The organism is Sphingomonas piscis, assembly GCF_011300455.1.
GTDB lineage: Bacteria > Pseudomonadota > Alphaproteobacteria > Sphingomonadales > Sphingomonadaceae > Sphingomicrobium > Sphingomicrobium piscis.
The window spans coordinates 2,225,572-2,245,578 of sequence record NZ_CP049869.1; the positions used below are offsets into that span (position 1 = coordinate 2,225,572).

At 60.4% G+C, this 20,007-nt stretch carries 19 protein-coding genes and 1 pseudogene; 18 read left to right on the plus strand and 2 right to left on the minus strand.

The genetic code is table 11. The features are described from left to right. Window positions 1–69 precede the first annotated feature (69 nt). From G7077_RS11315 to G7077_RS11350, 9 genes are all read left to right on the plus strand, one after another. A complete protein-coding gene (locus G7077_RS11315; RefSeq protein WP_166411794.1) occupies window positions 70–3,315 on the plus strand; it encodes an intermembrane phospholipid transport protein YdbH family protein in 3,246 nt (1,081 codons plus the stop codon). Continuing rightward, the gene (locus tag G7077_RS11320; protein ID WP_166411795.1) at window positions 3,312–3,524 is read left to right on the plus strand and encodes a YnbE family lipoprotein; all 213 of its coding nucleotides are present in this window, start codon (window positions 3,312–3,314) and stop codon (window positions 3,522–3,524) included. Before G7077_RS11315 ends, G7077_RS11320 begins: the two co-directional genes overlap by 4 nt. Beyond that, a complete protein-coding gene (locus tag G7077_RS11325) occupies window positions 3,521–3,892 on the plus strand; it encodes a YdbL family probable chaperone protein (RefSeq protein WP_246167163.1) in 372 nt (123 codons plus the stop codon). Before G7077_RS11320 ends, G7077_RS11325 begins: the two co-directional genes overlap by 4 nt. Before the next feature lie 142 nt (window positions 3,893–4,034). Beyond that, entirely contained in the window at window positions 4,035–4,229 is a 195-nt protein-coding gene (locus G7077_RS14235; protein ID WP_246167165.1) for a hypothetical protein, read from the plus strand. Continuing rightward, the gene (locus G7077_RS14240; protein WP_246167167.1) at window positions 4,226–4,348 is read left to right on the plus strand and encodes an AtpZ/AtpI family protein; all 123 of its coding nucleotides are present in this window, start codon (window positions 4,226–4,228) and stop codon (window positions 4,346–4,348) included. The genes G7077_RS14235 and G7077_RS14240 overlap by 4 nt, the downstream gene beginning before the upstream one ends. Before the next feature lie 36 nt (window positions 4,349–4,384). Next, window positions 4,385–5,170 carry a F0F1 ATP synthase subunit A gene (locus G7077_RS11335; RefSeq protein WP_166411796.1) on the plus strand — a complete coding sequence of 262 codons (786 nt, stop codon included), beginning with the start codon at window positions 4,385–4,387 and terminating at the stop codon, window positions 5,168–5,170. 37 nt (window positions 5,171–5,207) lie between these two features. Beyond that, entirely contained in the window at window positions 5,208–5,435 is a 228-nt protein-coding gene (locus G7077_RS11340) for a F0F1 ATP synthase subunit C (protein ID WP_166411797.1), read from the plus strand. A 28-nt stretch (window positions 5,436–5,463) separates the two neighbouring features. Next, entirely contained in the window at window positions 5,464–5,958 is a 495-nt protein-coding gene (locus tag G7077_RS11345; RefSeq protein ID WP_166411798.1) for a F0F1 ATP synthase subunit B family protein, read from the plus strand. Next, window positions 5,951–6,538 (plus strand): F0F1 ATP synthase subunit B family protein, encoded by a 588-nt coding sequence (locus G7077_RS11350; RefSeq protein ID WP_166411799.1) that lies wholly within the window; start codon window positions 5,951–5,953, stop codon window positions 6,536–6,538. Before G7077_RS11345 ends, G7077_RS11350 begins: the two co-directional genes overlap by 8 nt. Before the next feature lie 14 nt (window positions 6,539–6,552). Here G7077_RS11350 and G7077_RS11355 read toward each other — a convergent pair whose 3' ends face one another. Then, the gene (locus G7077_RS11355; RefSeq protein WP_166411800.1) at window positions 6,553–6,981 is read right to left on the minus strand and encodes a CBS domain-containing protein; all 429 of its coding nucleotides are present in this window, start codon (window positions 6,979–6,981) and stop codon (window positions 6,553–6,555) included. Window positions 6,982–7,106: 125 nt separating this feature from the next. Here G7077_RS11355 and G7077_RS11360 point away from each other — a divergent pair, with 125 nt between their 5' ends. The 6 genes and pseudogenes from G7077_RS11360 to G7077_RS11385 all read left to right on the plus strand — a co-directional run bounded on the left by G7077_RS11360 (window position 7,107) and on the right by G7077_RS11385 (window position 12,929). Then, the gene (locus G7077_RS11360) at window positions 7,107–8,300 is read left to right on the plus strand and encodes an amino acid aminotransferase (protein ID WP_166411801.1); all 1,194 of its coding nucleotides are present in this window, start codon (window positions 7,107–7,109) and stop codon (window positions 8,298–8,300) included. Between the two features lie 94 nt (window positions 8,301–8,394). After that, window positions 8,395–9,069 (plus strand): SRPBCC family protein, encoded by a 675-nt coding sequence (locus G7077_RS11365; RefSeq protein WP_166411802.1) that lies wholly within the window; start codon window positions 8,395–8,397, stop codon window positions 9,067–9,069. An 11-nt stretch (window positions 9,070–9,080) separates the two neighbouring features. Further along, window positions 9,081–10,300, plus strand: a pseudogene (locus G7077_RS11370) (zinc-dependent alcohol dehydrogenase). A 12-nt stretch (window positions 10,301–10,312) separates the two neighbouring features. Further along, window positions 10,313–11,089, plus strand: coding sequence for an SDR family NAD(P)-dependent oxidoreductase (locus G7077_RS11375; protein ID WP_166411803.1), 777 nt, complete (start codon window positions 10,313–10,315; stop codon window positions 11,087–11,089). Between the two features lie 70 nt (window positions 11,090–11,159). Next, entirely contained in the window at window positions 11,160–11,675 is a 516-nt protein-coding gene (locus tag G7077_RS11380; RefSeq protein ID WP_166411804.1) for a DUF1993 domain-containing protein, read from the plus strand. Window positions 11,676–12,356: 681 nt separating this feature from the next. After that, complete coding sequence (locus G7077_RS11385; protein WP_166411805.1) at window positions 12,357–12,929, plus strand: hypothetical protein; 573 nt, start codon at window positions 12,357–12,359, stop codon at window positions 12,927–12,929. Window positions 12,930–13,017: 88 nt separating this feature from the next. On the opposite strand, the gene G7077_RS11390 is transcribed toward G7077_RS11385, so the two are convergent. Continuing rightward, complete coding sequence (locus G7077_RS11390) at window positions 13,018–13,704, minus strand: recombinase family protein (RefSeq protein WP_166411806.1); 687 nt, start codon at window positions 13,702–13,704, stop codon at window positions 13,018–13,020. Window positions 13,705–13,945: 241 nt separating this feature from the next. Here G7077_RS11390 and G7077_RS11395 point away from each other — a divergent pair, with 241 nt between their 5' ends. From G7077_RS11395 to G7077_RS11405, 3 genes are all read left to right on the plus strand, one after another. Beyond that, complete coding sequence (locus tag G7077_RS11395; RefSeq protein ID WP_166411807.1) at window positions 13,946–14,380, plus strand: hypothetical protein; 435 nt, start codon at window positions 13,946–13,948, stop codon at window positions 14,378–14,380. A 1,565-nt stretch (window positions 14,381–15,945) separates the two neighbouring features. Then, entirely contained in the window at window positions 15,946–16,299 is a 354-nt protein-coding gene (locus G7077_RS11400; protein WP_166411808.1) for a hypothetical protein, read from the plus strand. A gap of 490 nt (window positions 16,300–16,789) precedes the next feature. Next, window positions 16,790–18,448, plus strand: coding sequence for a M10 family metallopeptidase C-terminal domain-containing protein (locus G7077_RS11405; protein WP_166411809.1), 1,659 nt, complete (start codon window positions 16,790–16,792; stop codon window positions 18,446–18,448). Window positions 18,449–20,007 lie beyond the last annotated feature (1,559 nt).

Here is a 20,007-nt window from a genome sequence, read left to right on the forward strand (position 1 = left end):
CCCAATGAGGGAAAGCTCTGGTCATGCCGCATCTGGAACGGTGTTGGGCCGGAGGGGTTAGTATTGGCCATGGCGGAGCGGCAGAGCGAAAACGAGGTGGCGGGAGGCGAAAACCGCGTCGCGATCCGGCGCGGTCGCCGGTGGCCACGAATGCTCTCGATCGTTGCGGTGGGGCTTCTTGCGCTTCTCGTCGCGGCGCTCGTCGCGGTCTGGATGGCGCGAAGGCCGCTCGCAACCCGCGTTCTTGCCCGCGAGTTCGATCGGCGCGGTGTGCAGGCCACCTATCGGCTGGACAGGGTCGGCCTTCGTACCCAGCAGGTCAGCAACCTCGTGATCGGCGATCCCAAACGCCCCGACCTCGTCGCTCGCTATGCACTGGTTCAGCTGCGCGTGAAGTGGAACGGCAGCGTCGAAGTCTATCGCATCGTCGCCCGTGGGGTCCGGCTGCGCGGTCGGCTGGTTGGCGGCAAGGTCAGCTGGGGTCAGATCGACAAGTTGATGCCGCCGCCCAGCGGAAAGCCGTTCGCCTTGCCGGATTTCACCGTCGACGTCGCCGACACGAGCATTTCGCTTGGTACGCCGTTCGGGGCCGTCGGCTTTGCGCTGGAGGGTGTCGGCAACCTTACCGGTGGGTTCAAAGGCAGGGCGGCGGTCAGAAGCCCTCTGCTGATTCCCGGCCGTTGCCAGGTTCAAAACCTGAGTGCCAATTTCGCAGTCGAGGTTACGGCGCGAAAGCCACATGTGATCGGACCGCTCGCCGCCCAGCGCCTGAACTGCCCGTCCAGTCGCTTCGACATCGCCGATCCCAGATTTGAGGTCGACAGCGGCTTCAACGAGAGCTTCACCAACTTCGACGGCCGCGGACGAATGGCGATCCGGACGCTGACGGCGGGCGAGAATGGACTTGCCGCCTTTACCGGCGACCTTACTTTCCGAGGCGATCTCGATTCTATCCAGGGGCAGGTGAAGCTATCTGCGCGCCAGTCGCGGGTCGCGGCGATCTACGCGGATCGCACCCGCCTCGCAGGCAATTACCGCCTCGGCTATCGCACCGGCAGCTTCGTCATGGCCGGCGATTATGCGGCGCAGAGCAGTACGCTGGATCCATCGATGGTTGCCGGGATCACCGGCCCGATCAACGCCGTGGCGAGCACGCCGGTCGGTCCGATCGCCAAGACCATGGGCGATGCGATTCAGGCGACGATTCGAAATTTCGATGCGACCGGCAGGTTCCGCATGGTCAACTTCCCCGGCGGTGGGGCTGTTCGGGTCGACAGCGCCAATGTCCTTGCGCGCACCGGCGCGCGCGCTTCCGTCTCGGGGGGAGCTGGAATCACTTATTATTGGCCAGGTTCGAAGTTCCGCATCGACACTGCAATCGCGACCCAAGGCGGTGGCCTGCCGACCGCACGGCTGGTGATGCGGCAGCCGTATAGTGGCGCGCCGCTGCGCGGCTTTGCGGAGATGGCACCTTATACGTCGGGTAGCGCACGGCTTGAGCTCGCGCCCGTCCGGTTCAATGCCGCTGCCGACGGCTCGACCCGCGTGACCACGGTTGTTCAGCTCACCGGGCCATTCGCCGAGGGGCGGGTTGAGGCGCTCCGCGTTCCGGTGGATGGCCGTGTGGGACAGGGCGGCAGTTTTGCGGTGGGCACCGGCTGCGCGGTGGTCAGCTTCAACGCGCTGCGGATGTCCGCGCTCCAGCTTGGGCCAACACGTTTACCCGTCTGCCCGGTCGGCAACGCCATTCTCGCCAAGGCGCCAGATGGACCGCTCAGGATCGGTGCGAGGATCAACGGCCCATCGCTCGCCGGCCGATTGGGCAGTTCGCCGCTACGGGTCGCGGCCACACGGGGCCAGATCATCGATCGCCGCTTCGACCTCTTCGGGCTCGCAGCGCGGCTCGGCCAGTCGGAGTCGCCAATCATTTTCGACGCCGCGAGGCTGGGGGGTAGCTTTGCCGGCAGTGGCATCAGCGGTACCTTCTCGGGCGCCAAGTCGACCATCGGTAATGTGCCGCTCGCCATGAGCGACATTGCCGGCACGTGGCGTGTCTACAACGGCGACCTGACCGCCAAAGGTGGTTTGCTGGTCTCGGACCGCGCCCCAGATCCCCGTTTCACGCCGATGCGGAGCGACGATTTCAACTTCTCGCTCGCCAACAATCGCGTGCGTGCCTTCGGCGGCCTGGGGCTGCCGAGCCGCGGGGTGCGGATCGCCAACGTCGACATCGAGCATGACCTGAACCGAGACGCCGGTTACGCCAACCTGGACGTTCCCGGCCTAACCTTCGGCGACCAGCTCCAGCCAGAAGAGATTACCCGCCTCACCCAAGGGGTCATCGCACTCGTTCAAGGAACAGTTCGCGGACGCGGGCGGATCGACTGGACGGGTAGCGGCAACGTCACTTCCTCCGGCGATTTCACCACCGCCGACCTCAGCTTCGCAGCGCCGTTCGGACCGGTCACCGGAGTGGCCGGAACGATCCACTTCGACGACCTGCTTGGCCTCTCCACGCCACCCGGCCAGGTCATGACGGTGCAGTCGATCAACCCCGGTGTGCTCGTCGAAAATGGGGTGATCCGGTACCAACTGCTGCCCGACCAACTGGTGAAAATTGAGCGGGGGGAATGGCCGTTCATGGGCGGGCGCCTGATCCTCCGTGAAACGATCCTCAACTTCGGACGGCCGAGCGCCAAGCGCCTGACCTTCGAGGTGGTGGGGCTCGACGCCAAGACTTTCGTCGACACCTTGGGCTTTAGCCAGATCGAGGCAACGGGTGTGTTCGACGGCGTGTTGCCGATGATCTTCGATGAAAGCGGCGGCCGGATCGTCGGTGGACGCCTTGATGCGCGGCCCCCCGGCGGAACGCTTGCCTACGTCACAGACATTCCAAACCTCGGTTTTGCCCAGAAGATCGCGTTTGACGCGATCCGCAGCCTTCGTTTCCGCTCCATGATCATCCGCCTGGACGGCGACCTGGCGGGCGAATTCGCAGCCCGCCTGTCGATCGATGGCGTGGCGCTTGGTCAATCGAACCGGACCCAGCAGATCGTGCGCAGCCTTCTGTCGAAGGTGCCGGTCAAGCTGAACGTCAACATCACCGGCCCATTCCGTGCCCTGATCGCCACGGCAAAATCGATCAGCGACCCGCGCCTGGTGATCGGCGACGTCCTGCCCCGGCCGCTGGAAGACGTGCCCGGTATCGTCACCGAGGTACGCCGCCGTGAAGAGGAACAGACTGCCACCACGACCACAGCCCCAGCGACGACCACCCCAACCAATCCCCCGACCAGAAAAGAGCAACGACCATGACCAGACGCATGCCCAAGCTGATCGGTGCAGCCGCTGTCGCCATCCCGCTGGCGAGCTGCATCTCGGTCAAAACGCCTGAGAAGCCGATCGAAATCAATCTCAACGTCAACATCCGTCAGGAGGTGCTGGTTCGCCTGCAGAGGGATGTGGAGCAGCTGATCAACCAGAATCCGCAAGCCTTTCCCCAGCGGACGAGGCCCGCGCAGTGATCAACCGCATGATCGGCGTTGCCCTTGCGCTGGCGCTGACAGGAACCACGGGCAACGCGCAAACGCCGGCGCTGAACCAGGCGTTCGCGGCAGGACAGATCGGCGAGCGCTACGACGGCTACCTTGGTGTGGTAGGACCCGTCTCGACGACCGTCCGAAGCCAGGTCGCGACGATCAACATTCGCCGCCGCTCGCTTTACAACCAGCTTGCCGGGCAACGTCGGGTTGCGCCGCAAGAAGTCGGGATAACTGCGGGTTGCCAGCTACTCCGCAACACGGGCCCCGGCGAAATGTACCTGCTTGCCGAAGGCGGTTGGCGGCGACGCGTTCCGGGGCAGGCCGTGCAGCTGCCCGAATATTGCCGCTAAACGCGGGTCGCCGGCGCGCTCGCGGTTGACTTAACTGGGGTCGGTTCATAAAGGGACCGCGCCTTGGCGGGCTTGATCGCCGGCATGTTTCACGCCCATTCGGTCTCCTCTCCGCAAGGGGCGACGCACAGGGGACAAGAGCATGGCGGCGGACGAGAACGCGCAGGACCCGAAGCTTCCCGCCGATGCACGGCTCGATTCGCTCGAAGAGCGGCTCGCCCGGGCGCAGAAGGCGGAAGATGTGAGGAGCGGGAAGGCACCCGTGGCCGATGCCAATGAGCAACTCGGTCAAAAGGTGCTGTCGCTGCTGCTCGGGGTCTTGCAGGCGGTGCCTTGATCGGCTGGCTGATCGACAGCTGGCGCGGATATGGGCATTTGTTCCTAGTGGTCGGCGTAGTGCTTGGCATTATCGGTGGCTTCTGGAGCATCTTCAAGATTGCGAACCGGCGTCCGTAAGGGCAGCCGGTCTTTGGCTTAGAAGGACGGACAAGAGTGGCGGCCGAAAGCGGCAAGATCGATCCGATGCACCAGTTCCTAGTGCAGCCCCTGTTCGGGGAGCATTGGGAGATTGCCGGCCATTCGATCGCGTTCACCAACAGCGCGGCGTGGATGCTTGCGAGCTTTGTCGCCATCTGGCTGTTCATGATGGGCGGCATGAAGCGCAGCTTGGTTCCGGGCCGCTGGCAGATGGCGGTGGAAGGATTCACCGGGTTCATCACGAACATGATGGACACGAACATCGGTCCCAAGGGCCGCCGGTTCACGCCTTACGTCTTCTCGTTGTTCATGTTCATCCTGTTCGCAAACCTTCTCGGAATGTTTCCAAGCGCGATCGCCGGAGTTCATCCTTTTGCGGTGACCAGCCACCTGACGATCACCGGCATCCTTGCCATCGTCAGCTTCTCCATCGTGCTGATCGTCGGCTTTGCGAAGCACGGCTTCCACTTCTTCTCGCTGTTCGTGCCCCACGGCACGCCCAAGCTGATGATCCCGCTGATCTTCCTGATCGAGCTATTCTCCTTCCTGATCCGCCCGTTTAGCCTGGGGCTGCGGTTGTTCGTCGCCATCACCGCCGGTCACATCCTGATGGAAGTGCTCGCCGGCTTCGTGATCAACGGTGGCAATGGCGGACCGCTGACGCTCGGCATCGTCGCGTTGCCGAGTTTCGTGCTGATGCTCGGCATCACGCTGCTGGAACTGCTGGTCGCTGCCATTCAGGCCTATGTCTTCGCGCTGCTGACGTCCCTGTACCTCAACGACGCGATCAACCTTCACTAATCCCTTCAACAACCAAGTTTTCTCAAGGAGTTTCAAAATGGACGCAGAAGCCGCAAAGCTGCTCGGTGCCGGTCTCGCAGCAATTGGCGTCGGCATGGCCGCGCTTGGCGTTGGTAACGTGTTCGGTTCCTTCCTGGGCAGTGCGCTGCGCAACCCGGCGGCCGCCGACGGCCAGCAGGGCCGCCTGTTCATCGGCTTCGCCGCTGCCGAGCTTCTCGGCCTGCTGGCGTTCGTCGTTGCCATGATCCTGCTGTTCGTCGCCTAACCAGCGACACAGGACTTAGGGGTCGGCCATGCCGCAGATCGCCCAAATCGGCGAAATCTATCTGTCCCAGCTGATTTGGCTGGCGGTGTTCTTCGGGCTCATCTTCCTTGTCGTGGGTCTCGGCATGCTGCCGAAGATTCAGGGCACGGTAGACGCCCGGAACCAGCGGATCGCGGCCGACCTTGCGGAGGCGCAGGCCGCGCGTGAGCGTGCCGATGCCCTGGAACAGGCGTACCGCGACAAGCTGGACCAGGCACGTGCGGACGCTGCCCGTGTGGCGACGGACGCTAAGGCTCAATCCGCTCGTTCGACCGAGGCTCGGGTTGCTGAGGCCGATCAGGCGATCAGTGGCAAGGTGGAAGCAGCGCAGTCCCGGATCGCCGAAGTGCGCGCCGCTGCCATGGCGGAGATCGAGGCCGTTGCCGCCGACGCTGCGAAGGAGATCGTCCATCGGGTTGCCGGCCTGACGGTCGATGATGGAGCGGTGCGAAGCGCCGTTGCACGGGAGCTGGTCAATGGCTGAACATCCGGTTGAGACCAGCGCGCCGGCAGGGGCCGACGCGGCCCACACGAGGGGCAGCGAGGTCGCCCATGGCGGTGCCGAGCATCACGGTCCGTCGCTGCTCGGCATTGAAGCGGCAGGGATCGTCTCTCTTGCCATGCTTATCGTCCTGATCGGCATGCTTTGGAAAAAGGTGCCGTCGACCATTGGTAAGTCGCTGGACGCCAAGATCGAACAGATCCGAACCCAGCTTGCCGAGGCCGAAACGCTGCGCAAGGAAGCGGAAGCGCTTAAGGCTGAATATCAGGCCAAGGCGGATGCGGCCGGTTCAGAGTCGGAAGCAATGCTCGCGCGTGCTCGCGCTGAATCCGACGCCATCATCGCCAAGGCTCAGAGCGACGCCGAAGCGCTGGTCGCCCGCCGCACCAAGATGGCCGAGGACAAGATTGCCGCCGAAGAGATGGCCGCGGTCAATGAGCTTCGTGCCTTGGCTGCGAATGCGGCGTCCAAGGCTGCGGCGCGCTTGATTTCGGAGCGTCACGACGCTGCGGCGGATCAGGCGGTGATCGATCGCACCATCGGCGAGATCGCCGCGCGCTAAGCTAAGCGCAGTCGTTACTGCTGGTGCAGCTTGCCCGGCTGGCTGATACCTTCCAGTGCCACCTCGGCTTCGGAGCCTTCCGCTTCGCGGCTGAGGTCGCCGAGGCTGACGATGCCGACGAGCTTCTCCGTTTCATCGATGACGGGCAGGCGGCGGACCTGCGCTTCGCTCATCCGGGTTGCGGCCTCTTCGATCTCGTCGTCAGCACGGGTGCTGATCAACCCTTCGGTCATCAATTCTCGCACCGGCGTGTCCGGCCCTCGGCCGTTGGCGACCCCTCTCACTGCAATGTCGCGGTCGGTGATCATGCCGATCAGCCGGTCACCCTCCAACACTGGAATCGAACCGGCATCGGCACGCAGCATGAACCTGGCAGCCTCTTGCGCGGTCTGATCGGCGCGGACGGTGGCGACCTTGGTGGTCATCACTTCGCTGACTTTCATTTTGCGTCTCCTGGCTGGCACGTCGGTGTAAACCAACGGGAGTTTGGCGACGTTCCGGCTCTTGCACCCTGGAAAGGTTAAGCACTGGCCTTTCGCTCGACTTTGCCGCTAAGGGGCTGCTCGCCATGACCACCGAAACCAGCAGTGCCGTTGCCGGCCTCTCCGCCCTTGCCCCCGTTCAGCCGGATGCGCTCCTGGCGTTGATCGCCATGTGCAACGCCGATCCGCGCGCCGACAAAATTGACGTCGGCGTCGGGGTGTTTCGCGACGGCGAGGGGAGGACCCCGATCCTGGAGGTGATGAAACGCGCCGAGCAGATGTTGCTCGATACGCAGGAAACCAAGGCCTACCTCGGCAGTGCCGGCGACAAGCGCTTCACCGAACTCCTTCGCCCCATTCTGCTCGGGCGTCATGCGGGCGACGAGCGGATCGTCGGGCTCCAGACTCCCGGCGGCTGCGGCGCGCTCCGTCTCGCCTTCGAGCTGATTGCCGCCGCCAACCCCAAAGCGCGCGTGCTGGTCGGCAACCCGACTTGGCCAAACCATCCGCCTGTCATCAAGGCATCGGGTTTGGAGATCGTCGACTATGCCTTCTACGACAAGGCGGCGGGGAGCATCCGCTTCGACGAGATGATGTCGGCGTTGCGCTCGGCGCAGGCTGGGGACGTCGTTCTGCTGCACGCGTGCTGCCATAACCCGACCGGCGCAGACCTAAGCGAAGCGCAATGGGATGAGGTCATCGCGGTCGTTGCGGAGCGAGGTTTGCTGCCAATGGTCGACATCGCGTATCAAGGCTTCGGGCGCGGCTTGGCCGAGGATGCCTACGGGCTTCACGGCCTGCTCGACGTTTGCGACGAGGTGCTGATCGCACAAAGCTGCGACAAGAATTTCAGCGTCTATCGCGACCGTGTCGGCTCCCTTTTCGTCAAGACGCGGTCGGTCGAGACGTCGACGACCGCAATGGCGCACCTGGCGCAGATCTCCCGTCAAATGTGGTCGATGCCACCTGATCACGGCGCTGCTGCCTGCCGCATCATTCTCGACACGCCGGAGCTTGCCGCCCGCTGGCATGAGGAGCTTGATGCGATGCGCGAGCGGATCAACTCGGTTCGTCAGCGGATCGCGGCCGCCGACCCGCGCCTGACCTTCATCGGCGGGCAGTTCGGAATGTTCTCGATGCTGCCGCTGACAAAGGAGCAGGTTGTATCGTTGCGTGAAGATCATGCGATTTACATGGCCGACAGCGGCCGGTTCAACGTCGTCGGCATGGGCGATCAGGAGATCGGCCGCTTTATCGAAGCGGTAGTCGCCACCCTTTAGCCCGTAGTCGCCTCTGTCCGCCCGTTGAGGGCGTGTAACGACAGGAACGGCCTACGTGCCCCTTGGTTGAGCCTCCCACGCGACGGAGGTCATCATGGCGCAAGGCCGTTCCAATCATAGACGAGACAATGACAATACGAAGGCGCTGATTGGCGCCGGGTTGGCGGTCGCAGCTGGCGCCGCCACCTTTCTGCTAGCGCGGCGATCTGCTGACGAGCGCGGCGGTTCGGGCATCAGCGATGCTCCGGACCATGTCTTTCGCGATGCCGATCGAGATGTGGTCGGTCGCACGCTGCTGGTGAACCGATCACCGCAGGAGCTTTACGCCGAATGGCACGACTTCACGCGCTTTCCCAGCTTCATGGACAATGTCCGGGACATCGTGAAGCTGGACGAGGAGCGTTCGCGCTGGACCATCGAGGCGCCGCTCGGATCGACCGTGGAGGTCGTGACCCGCATCACCGAGGACCAGCCCGGCGCTGCCATCGCCTGGCGGAGTGAACGGGACTCACAGATAGAAACCGAGGGCCGTGTCGAATTTCTTCCCGCGGCTCCCGGGCGGGGCACCATGGTCCGCCTTGTGATCCGATATAGTCCGCCCGGCGGGATCGTGGGCAAGGGCCTCGCTAAGCTGTTTCAGAGGGAGCCCGGCATCCAAGCCCGCCGGGATCTGCGCCGTTTCAAGCAGCTGATGGAAACCGGCGAAGTCTCCGTCAACGCTTCCCCGTCCGGACGCAAGTCGGAACAGCCAACCGAAGCGAGGATCTAGGAGAAACCGACATGCGTGCACTTACCTGGCAAGGCCGACACGACGTTCGGACGGAAACCGTTCCCGACCCCGAGATCGTCAACCCTCGCGACGCAATCCTGAAGGTCACCTCTACCGCCATTTGTGGGTCGGACCTTCACTTGTACGACGCCTACATCCCGACGCTCCGCGCCGGCGACGTACTCGGCCATGAATTCATGGGGGAGGTGGTTGAGGTAGGTCCAAAGAGCACACTCAAGAAGGGCCAGCGGGTCGTCGTTCCGTTCACCATCAGCTGCGGCCAATGCTTCTTTTGCGAGAAGCAGCAATTCTCCGCCTGCGACAACAGCAATCCATCCGAGACGTCCGACGCATCCAAGCTGCTGATGGGGCATGAGATGGGTGCGGCGTTCGGCTATGCGCACCTCACCGGCGGCTATGCGGGGGGCAGGCGGAGTACGTCCGCGTACCTTATTCCGACGTCGGTCCGATCGTGGTGCCTGACCACCTCAGCGACGATCAGGTGCTGTTCTTGTCGGATATCCTGCCCACCGGCTGGATGGCGGCGGAGAATGCGGAGATCGAACCCGGCGACACGGTGGCGGTTTGGGGTTGCGGACCTGTTGGCCTGTTTGCGATCCAGTCGGCATTCGTCCTTGGCGCTCACCGCGTAATCGCGATCGACCATTATCCACGCCGACTTGAGCTTGCGAAGAGCATGGGCGCGGAAATCCTCGACTATCGCGAGGTGAACGTTCGCGCCGCGCTTGACGAAATGACGGGTGGCATCGGCCCGGACGCCTGCATCGATTGCGTAGGAATGGAAAGCCATGGGCTGACGATCGATAACCTGGTGGATACGGCCAAGGCGCACACCTTTCTGGGCACCGAGCGCCCGCATGCGCTTCGGCAGGCCATCCTTGCATGCCGCAAGGGTGGGCGCCTTTCCATCCCTGGCGTTTACGGTGGGTTTGCCGACAAGTTCCCGCTTGGACAGCTGATGGAAAAAGGGCTGACCGTGAAGACCGGCCAGACCCACGTCCAGAAATATACCAAGCCGCTGCTGGACCTCATCGAGCAGGGCAAGATCGATACGACCTTCATGATCTCACACCACGCGTCGCTCGAAGACGCTCCGCAAATGTACAAGCACTGGCACGACGACCAGAACAGCTACACCAAGATCGTCCTCAAGACGGACATGGCGGCTGGGCAGGTCGAGCGTGTCGGCGCTGAGATGGAAGCCGCTTGAGGAGATAGGGACATGGCCAACAAACTCGCAATCGTCACCGGTGCGTCCAGCGGCATCGGCCTTGAGATCGCCCGGCTCGCCGCAGCCGACGGCTACGACCTGATTGTCGCCGCCGACACGCCGTTTGTGGACGCGGCCGCCGCCTTCAAGGAAAGCGGCACCGACGTCCGTCAGATCGAAGCAGACCTCGCGACGGATCAGGGCGTGCGCCAGTTGCTTGAGACGGTCGGCGACCGGGACATCGACGTACTTGTCGCCAATGCCGGACACGGTCTGGGTCACGCCTTTCTCGAGCAGTCCCCGGAGGATTGGCGACACGTCATCGACACCAACATCACCGGCACCCTGCTGCTCATCCAACCGATCGCGCAGAAGATGGTGCAGCGAGGCGAGGGCAGGATCCTCATCACCGGCTCGATCGCCGGGCACATGGCCGGCTCGTTCCAGGCCGTTTACAACGGATCCAAGGCCTTCATCGACAGCTTTGCCGCGGCGCTTGGCAACGAGCTCAAGGATACGGGCGTAACCGTCACCTGCCTGAAGCCGGGTGCGACCGATACCGAATTCTTCGAACGCGCCGATCTCGAAGATACGAAGGTGGGTCAAGCCAAGAAGGACGATCCTGCCGACGTCGCTAAGACCGGCTGGGGAGCGATGCTGAATGGCGAGCCGGCGGTGATTTACGGCGTTAAGAACAAGCTGCAGGTTGCCGCGGCCGGCGTGATGACGGACGCCACCACCGCCAAGCTCCACCGCATGCAGGCGGAGCCGGGTTCCGGGACGGACTGATCCGGGAGCTGTTGCCGAAGGCGTCCGGAATGTTCATGGCCCTCTGAACTGCACAAAGGCCGGAGGGGTCATGAGCTTTGGAATATGGACTGTTTCCGTGCCGGTGTTCGTCAACTCGCTGACGAACATGCGTTCGTGGCTCGACAAGGCGGCTGAGGAGAAGGACGAAGCCGCGCTTCTCCAGGCGCGGCTTGCTCCCGACATGAAGCCGCTGCCGGCCCAGTATCAAATGGCGTCGGATTCCGCGAAGAATGCGCTGGCCCGCCTTACGGGCACGAGTGCGCCGGCAATGCCGGACACCGAGGCGACCTTTGCCGAACTGAAGGACCGGTGCGACCGCACCATCGATTACGTCCGCAGCTTCGATGAGCAGCAGCTTGCCGACAGTGAGGAGCGGGAGGTCACCCTGAAGTTTCCTAACGGAATGGGGTATCGTTTTCGGGGCGTCGACTATCTGACCGGCTTCGCGCTTCCCAACTTCATGTTCCATGTCACCACGGCCTACGCGATACTTCGCAACACCGGCGTATCCCTGGGCAAGCCCGACTTCCTGCAGCACCTCGGTCCGCCAAACCTTGGAGCCTGAGCGAGGCAAACGGGATCGCCCCATCACGTGTGGCGGGTGACGGGGCAGTCGAACCATTGGAGAAGAGTGGCGCACCCAAGAGGGGTGCAACAATCACATGCTTTCAAGGGGATACGGTGGCTAAGCGGCAGCTCCGCAAAGCTCAACTTCCCTCACGACCTTTTTCGAAAGGCTAACCTATTTTGGACTGCGGGAACCGCGCCCGTGGGGGAGGGCGCACGCACCTAAGCGGAATCGCCTTGCCGGGGAGCTGAATACACTGGCGGCAGGGCGGATCAGCCAAACCAGGGGGTCCGATCATATTGGCGAGCCGAGTCCGAAAGGCAGAGCGGTGATCGGCGGGGCAGGGGAAAGCCTCGTAAGCAACTGCTGAGCATCTGGCGACCTCTCGACCAGAAGCGTCCGAAAGCGACGGTTGGCTCCGACTGCCATACGTAAGCTCGAACGGACCGGACTGCCTCTGGCATGCGGGCGATACCAAGCTCGGCGCCAGGGGTAGTTGTCCTATGTCCGTTCGCTCAGGTTTCACCAACTGCCATACACCTACTCTTCTAGGAGATTGGGCGGTTTGAAAAACTTTCAAGAAATCAAAGTCTTCTGATGATTTAGGAAAATCTGGAGGGTGGTGAGCAGATGGGCGGATGGGGATCGGGACGGCATAGCGGACGCCCGACTGCTGACATGAGCAAGAAGATTGATCTGGCATGGATGATCCGAACCGGTCGAGCCAAGCCAGGTCAGTGGATCTCTGGCAGTCTGAGTTGGAACTGCGGTGGGGAGCCTGCCGGGTCGATCAGCTACTCGGCGAACATGGAAGATCCGTCGAATTCAATTCTGCGGCTTTCTTACTCAAGAGCTTATGGGGATGGCCGAGAGCACGTGGAGCAGACTGTTCGCCTCGTCTTCACTGAGCCGAACTTCGGGGGCCGGCGATGGTGGATGGTCTGCCCTTACAAGCACGTTCGCGTCGCTAAGCTCTACCTGCCTAACGGCGGCGATCGCTTCGCCAGTCGCAAGGCGTGGCGGCTCGCGTACAATTCTCAGCGCGTCGCTTATCGTGACAGAGCTTTTGAAAAGCTGTTCCGCCTGCAACGAAAACTGGGGTGCGAGGAAGGTTTTGACGCCTACATTCGCAAACCAAAGGGCATGTGGCAGCGCACCTTCGATCGCTACTTGGAGCGGTACGAAGAATTGGACGCGCAATGTGCAGGCGAGATGATGTCGCTCGTGCTGCGACTTGGCGGGAAGCTTTGATCTTCTGAATAAAATAGAGAGAAATAGGCGATTGTCGCTAGCCTAGCCCGACCTCTCGCCTCAGATTTGCAGCTAATTTCGGAAAAATCTAAGCCGAGGCATCTGTGTTGATCAGCACGGCCCGCACTTGGGCCGCATGCCAGCGTCCACCGCGGGGCGCTGTAATGCCGCGGTCGTTTAGTATGTCTGCGAGCTGCCGAAGGCTGGCGCCCTCCCCTGAACTGACGATGCCTTCGATCTGGCGGCGAACCTTGGAACCACGTTCCCTTGCCTGGCGGCTCCGCACCTCAGCGCTCTTTGCAGGACCCTTTCGAAGATCCTCCAAGTTGCCGCGCTTGCCTCCAAGTCGAACCCCCCTTGCTTTCGCGACGGCCAACGCCTCCTTCGTTCTTTTAGAGATCGCCTTACGTTCTGCTTGAGCCACTGCCGCCATGATGTGGATGGTCAGTTCGTTTGCTTCGGGCATATCGGCAGCGACGAAGCGAGCGCCGCTATCCTGAAGTCGGGCCAGGAACGCCAGATTACGGCTTAGGCGATCCAGCTTTGCCACCACCAGAGTGGCGCCTGTCAGTTCGCACATCGCAAGCGCTTGTTCGAGTTGCGGCCGATCGTCCGCCTTCCCCGATTCTACCTCCATAAATTCAGACGTGAGCTGCCATGAACCGCCATTGAGAAAATCGGCAACGGCTCGCCTTTGAGCGTCTAGGCCCAGCCCACTCTTGCCCTGCCGAGCGGTGCTGACGCGGTAATAGGCAACAAACTGACCATGAGCCATAAAGCGTTCCATTAGTAGCAACCAACGTTGCTACTAATAAAACACAGGCGTGTTACAAGCAAGCTCGGGCAAGTTCCGCTTTCGCTGCGTCGCCGCCTCAAAGCGGAAGTTCCGCTTTCGACCCTTTGCGGACATTCAGCCAATGTCTGCAAACGACGCACTGCGTCCCCAATCCTTGGTTGAAAAGCAGCTTTTAACCATTGTCCGTCACAGCTTCGGGCTCGCTGAAGGTGTGTGAAAGATGAGGCTGGATCGTCGGTTTGCTGAGGGTGCACATGAGCTCGAAGCGCCCAAGAAGTCGTTCAAGAACCTCGCCGTAGAAAGAGATGAGAAGCTGGAGCGCCTCTGCGGTGAGCGTGCGGATCGCTTCGTGGGAAAACGCGCCGTCTCGATCGCACAGCTTGTTCTGCTCACCCGTATCTGGTGTCGCCTGCTATTTACACCTCTGATCAGGCTGAGACTTGAAGACGATGCGGAAGCAAAGCCAATCCGCAGATGGCTCGACAAGCGAACGTTTAGGTTGCGAAGCCCTCTTCACCAAGCCGCCTCGGTTCTTCGGATTGATCGTCGGTCAGATCCATTGGCCGGTTCGCGATTTGCTACGCTCCGCCGCATGGACCGGAAGGCCGCCAAGCTTGGCATTACCTGCGCCCCATTCCTGAACATGAGCGCGTAAAGCTACTGCGAGACGCAATCCATTTCGAGCAGAACCACCCCGACCGTCGCTATCGCCGCGAACAGCCGAACACTGCCGACCTGACTGACACGGGTCTTTGGCTTGCTGCCTATTCGTCTGATGGATCGCCTCTGGTGTTGGCTGTAACTCCGGTCTCCGGCAATGCCGCGTTGCTGCGGTATCTTCGAACCTTGGCATCGAACCAAGAGGCCACCCTAGCGCGCTATGCCATCACTTCCGAGCTAGTCCGCAGACTTGCTGCGATGAGGGTGAAATACCTCGTGGACAATGTCTCGCCACTCTCGCTTCCAACACCTCTGAGGCATTTTGCAACGATGGTGGGGTTCCGCATAGTTCGAGCAGAGTTGCAAACCTCACCCTCCGCGTTTCGAGCGGCGATGAGCCTCGCAAGCAGGGGTTTGCAGATCGGTTCGGCTATCTAAGGCTCAAGTACCGGCTTACACCCGCTGAGGCATTAGTCGGCGTAAGTATCGGGGTAGTGACGGTGCTAAGCTGGTTGCCTGTTTGCAAACGCGCTTAGGCGCCGTCGATATTGTCCGTTCTTTACATACGCCCGCTTCAACTCGCCCAAGCCTTCATCTAAGGTCGGCTTTGAACTCGCGCCCCTTGATAGGCGTCAGATGCACAACTCCAAGAAGGCGTTGCTCTTCCTGCTTGAGCTTGTTGTGGTTGCGGCTGCCTTGTGGGTGATCGTTGTGTCTGTGCGGCCGCCATAGGGTAGCCTCCACCTGCAGCTGAGGACGGGTCCGAACTAGTAGCGAAGGTCTGCTACCGACCCGTTGCGGACATTGGCTGGCGATCATTTGCGCGCCATACTGCGTCTGCCGAGGAGGGTAGACTGGGGATGCGACTGCTGAAGTCTCTTGTGGCTTGGATGGACCGCGATTGGGAGGGTCGAAGCTACAATCCGCTCTTTGCCTTCGCTCAAAGGCTGGTGTGGGGCGTACCCATGATCGTTGCGCTCCTGCTAATGAGCCTGTTGGAAACCCTTGCTGTATCACGGGAAAGTTTCGTTGTGACCGCCCTGCTTATTTGCGGAGCGGTCGGCACCTTCGTGATGATGGGCGCATCAATATATCGCTGGATGGCGGGTTACAGCCGCAGCGCATTTCAGGAACAAGCGGCACAGGACTACCGTAGAAGTCGGGCTCGAAGTTGGCTACGGTTCGTTACTGGGCGCTGATGTCCGCTTTCCACCAGTTCCAGTTATTGGATGAAGGTCTGCAAACGACCCATTGCAGACATTGGCCGATGCGGGCACCACCTGATTTATGTTCGATTGGTTTGACCCGACCGTCCTTTTACCTTGGAAGGTTCAGGTCGGCTGCCTAGTCCTATTTGTCATCGCTGCAGCGCTGCTGTTACTGGTGATGCAGTAGACCGCCGGGTCTTCTAACGACCCGTTGCGGACATGCCGGGCAGCATGATTGCTCACCGAACTCTCACCGCAAGCTCATGACATCTACCGCTGTTAGCGCGAGGACATCCGCCGCTGACTAGGGGAGTGCATGGTGAGGCGACGTGGGTGCGCAATGGGTTGCGCAGTGGGTCTAGTGCTTCTGCTCGCAACGGGCGTCTGGCTCAACTTCGCACTGGCCTATGAACGAGAGCGAGCCGTGTCGCCTGACGGCGAATGGCTGGCCATCGCCTATATCGACGGGACGCCGCTCACCGCCGAAAACGAGCGGGTGCACCTCTGGCGCTGGTGGCAACCTCGATTTGGGTGGCTGGGGTGCCAAGTTCTTGAAGCCAAGAACGAGTCTCCTACTCGGCTGCTTTGGCAGGGTAAGCGGTTGCACATTCAGCACGGCTTCCGTGCTCACGAATTAATAGCCGTTCGCGGCGGCTGCGGACCCGTGCAAGTGTCATTCGAGAAGAAGTTCAAGCCCTATGCCTAACGTCCGCTTTCCACCCGAAGCTGACGTTTAGCGAAGGTCTGCAATCGACCCGTTGCGGACATTCGGCGCGTCTGAATGTTCTGCTCGCTTACGCACTCTGGCGACGACTGCCCGGCGAGGTGTAGCTCTTAACCTTCGGCGCGGTGAACCTGACGTGGAGGGGTTTGCAGATCTCGTCAGCGATCTAACGCTTAATTACCCGCTTCCCAGCCCGACTTATCTTCATTGAAGGTCGGCGGTTGACGTGCCGAGATTACATCTTCTGAACACGGGTAAGCTCGGCTGGCATGGCGAGGTCCGATCTAAGACTTGCCATCTCCGCCGACTTAATGCGCCACTCGACAGCTTCCGCCGGGCGCTGCATAAAGCTTTGAATACGCCGACTAAACGTCCCAGACGATGGTAAACTAGCCGTTGACTCTGCCTTAGCCGCTGTTCACCTTGGCTGCATTGGCCGTTGTGAACGGTCCAGACGAATGTGGAGGATCAAATGGGGCGAGCACGTGACGCCGTAGTCGGCGCTACTCAGAATTTTGGCGGTACAGGCGTATCTTCGGCGGCCGCAAGTGATGCGTTGCCGTTCCGACTTGAAGACTACGTAGGGATCGCAAATTGGAACGGAAAGCCAATCTATGATCAGTCAGCCGTAATTGGTCAGATCGACAGCGGAGCTTTTCTGAACTCCAAGAATGGAGTCGTGACCTTCTCATTTTCGCACAAGCCAACGGGTCTCTACAACAATCCCAAGGAAGGCTTTCCCGAACCGGCCGGGTTCTCGCCTTTCTCAGCCGCAGAACAAGCAGTTGCTCGCCAAGCTATTCAACTATGGGATGACCTAGTCCCTATCAAATTCGTTGAGAAGAACGGACAGGGTGCTGACATCCTTTTCGCAAACACCACCACAGGGCCAGCGCAGGCTTGGGCCTACTACCCAGAAAGCAAGAAGTACTCCCATGTCAGTAGCGATGTTTGGACGGCTGATCCTACCGCTAACTGGACGAACGGCTGGCTGGGTTATGGCGACTACGGTCGCACCACGCTGGTCCACGAGCTAGGGCATACCCTCGGGCTAAGTCATCCAGGTGATTACAACTTCGGTGACGATTCTGACGGCGACGGTGAGCCTGATCCAATCACGTACACTGGCGACGCGTTCTATGCTCAGGACTCAAACCAATTTTCGATCATGTCGTATTTCTCTGAGCGAGAGACAGGTGCTCAGTCGATTAACGTCTCAGTTGGGCTTCTGAATAATCCTCAGACGCCTCTGTTGCACGACATCCTGACCATACAGTCCAAGTACGGGGCGGACACATCGACACGGTCGGGCGACACTGTGTACTTTGCCAATTCCACCGCGGGGAACGCCGTTTACGACCTCAAAGCCAATCCCTTCCCAATGCTTTCAGTTTATGACGCGGGAGGAAACGACACGTTCGATTTTTCAACCGCTAATTCCGGTGTCTTCATTGACTTGCGTGCAGGGTCATTCAGCTCCGCTACCGCTGGGTATCAAACGCTAGCGGAAGCAAATGCCGCAACTGAAGCTTTCAATGCCGTTACTGATGAAGACCAGGGCGACTTCGGGCTTTGGGACGCCGGCAGCTATGCCAGCTGGATCAGTACAGTCCAGTCGATCGGAGCAAGCCGAGTATTGAATGACACTGGCGTGAGCGGAGTAACCGCAACTTCGCACCGTAACATTTCGATCGCGTACAATACGGTGATCGAGAATGCAGTTGGTGGTTCTGCCCGCGATTATCTTTTGGGCAACGCAGTTTCCAACAAGCTGACCGGCAATGGCGGCAATGATGTCCTGGATGGCCTTGACGGGAACGACGTCTACGCCGGTGGAGCGGGTGCCGATGAGTTCCGGATCAGCGGTGTTGGTGGAAACGACATGATCACTGACTTTGTCAGTGGCACTGACAAGATTCGACTTTCCGAGATTGATGCAAATACAACGCTTGCAGGTAATCAGGCGTTTTCGGTGGGCGGATCAACGTTCACTAATGTTCCGGGCCAGCTGATAAGTTATGGATCCGGTTCCAACCACTACCTTGCTGGCGACGTGGATGGGAACGGCATTGCCGATTTTACCATTCACCTTGGTTCAGCAACGGCACTTGCCACAGATATATTCATGTAACGCGAATTTCACCATCGTTGGTAGAGCAAGGAGGCCCGGCATCCCATTGGATGTCGGGTTCGCCTTTCCACCGAGAAGCGACCACCAGGTTCCCGCCTGAAGCTAAGCTTTCGTAAATTCGGGAGGAACTTGCCGTAGTAACCTTCGGCGAATTGCAGTAGGGATCGAGGGGAATATCCCGGTGAAAAGGTTTGTTGGTGCCACGCGGAGTGCCTGGAAGCCGAGAGTATGGAAGATTGCGGCCGAGCCCCCCGCAGCTTCGCCAATTCAGGATCGATAGGTTGCGAAAGCCTCATGCTGATGCTGCGCACCTCCGCGGTGAGTGTCGGCATGATCACCCTCTCACATTGGCGAATACCGTGAGCATTGGTAAAGTCGGTTACCGATGCCGCATCTGTCACCGCGCCTACAATGGTCTGCAATGTCTTTTGCGGCCCATCTCGGTTAATGAAGGGCCGAGCTGAGTTCAGACGAACCGGGTTGATCAATCGAGACACAATGCGCAGGCTATGTCCACTTTCCACCCACTGCGGACCTTCAGTGACGGTCTGCCTTCGACCCAAGGCAGCGTTTAAGCAGCTCCAGTAAGTGGCCTGCCTTGTTTTCTAATGCCGGTTTTATGTCCTGGATTGCTTCGGTCGATCGTGGGCCAGCCAGCTCCGTCATCAGCACGCAGCGAGGGTAAAGGCCGACCATCCGCTCTCCACATTAACTGCGCATACTTTCCCACCTTTGCAGGCGGAAGTTCAGCTGTGCCTTCCGCTTTCAGCGAATATGCCTGGGGCGAGATTGTGGCGGTAACTAAGCGTTATAATCAAGTGGCTACGTCTGGAGCATGACCAAAAAGATTTCAAACTATAATTATGGTCCTACTGGCCCTCCTAAGACTCCAGTGTGGTTCACACCGATCCTTGTAATCTGCATCCTTGCGGCTCTTGCGATCTTGTTTGCTCTACTGCTGCTCTCTCGCGGACCTATGTCCTTGCTATGACCCGTAACTGATCTGCTAACACCGCTCTTCTACCGCTTTCGACTATCTGGTCGATCGATCTGCGTCTTATATCGACGCAGAGGAGCTTCGTGTGAGGCGCTAATTGACATGGCGCTTACGCACGCTTTCCTCGCAACTAATCACCAGAACAAGCGCCAGATAGGGAGAAGGTAGGTGAAGCTTACTTCCATTATAGCTTTTGCTGCAGTGACCGGTTGTGCCGCTGCTACCCCTCCGAATTTCTCGGTGAGCTTCGTCGAGGGGTCTTCTGAGGCGCTTCGGCATGTGGAAGCCGCGACCAAGGCCTGTGGTCACACAGGCTACTCGATCGAGCCTTCACCCGACAAAGTGTCCTCTTCAGTTCTGACTCTCTACTCCTACTACGGAGGGACGCCGGAGACATTTAGTTGCGCGATTGGCTGGTCCGAAAAGTATGCTGACCAATTGCACGTAGCGGTAAGTCACGGCAGTGAGATCATCGTCCACTAGCTGCCACTCCCCACTCAGACGCTCGCGCGCGGATCAAACCGGGGAGACTCTTACCAACACCCACCCTTGCGGAGATGTT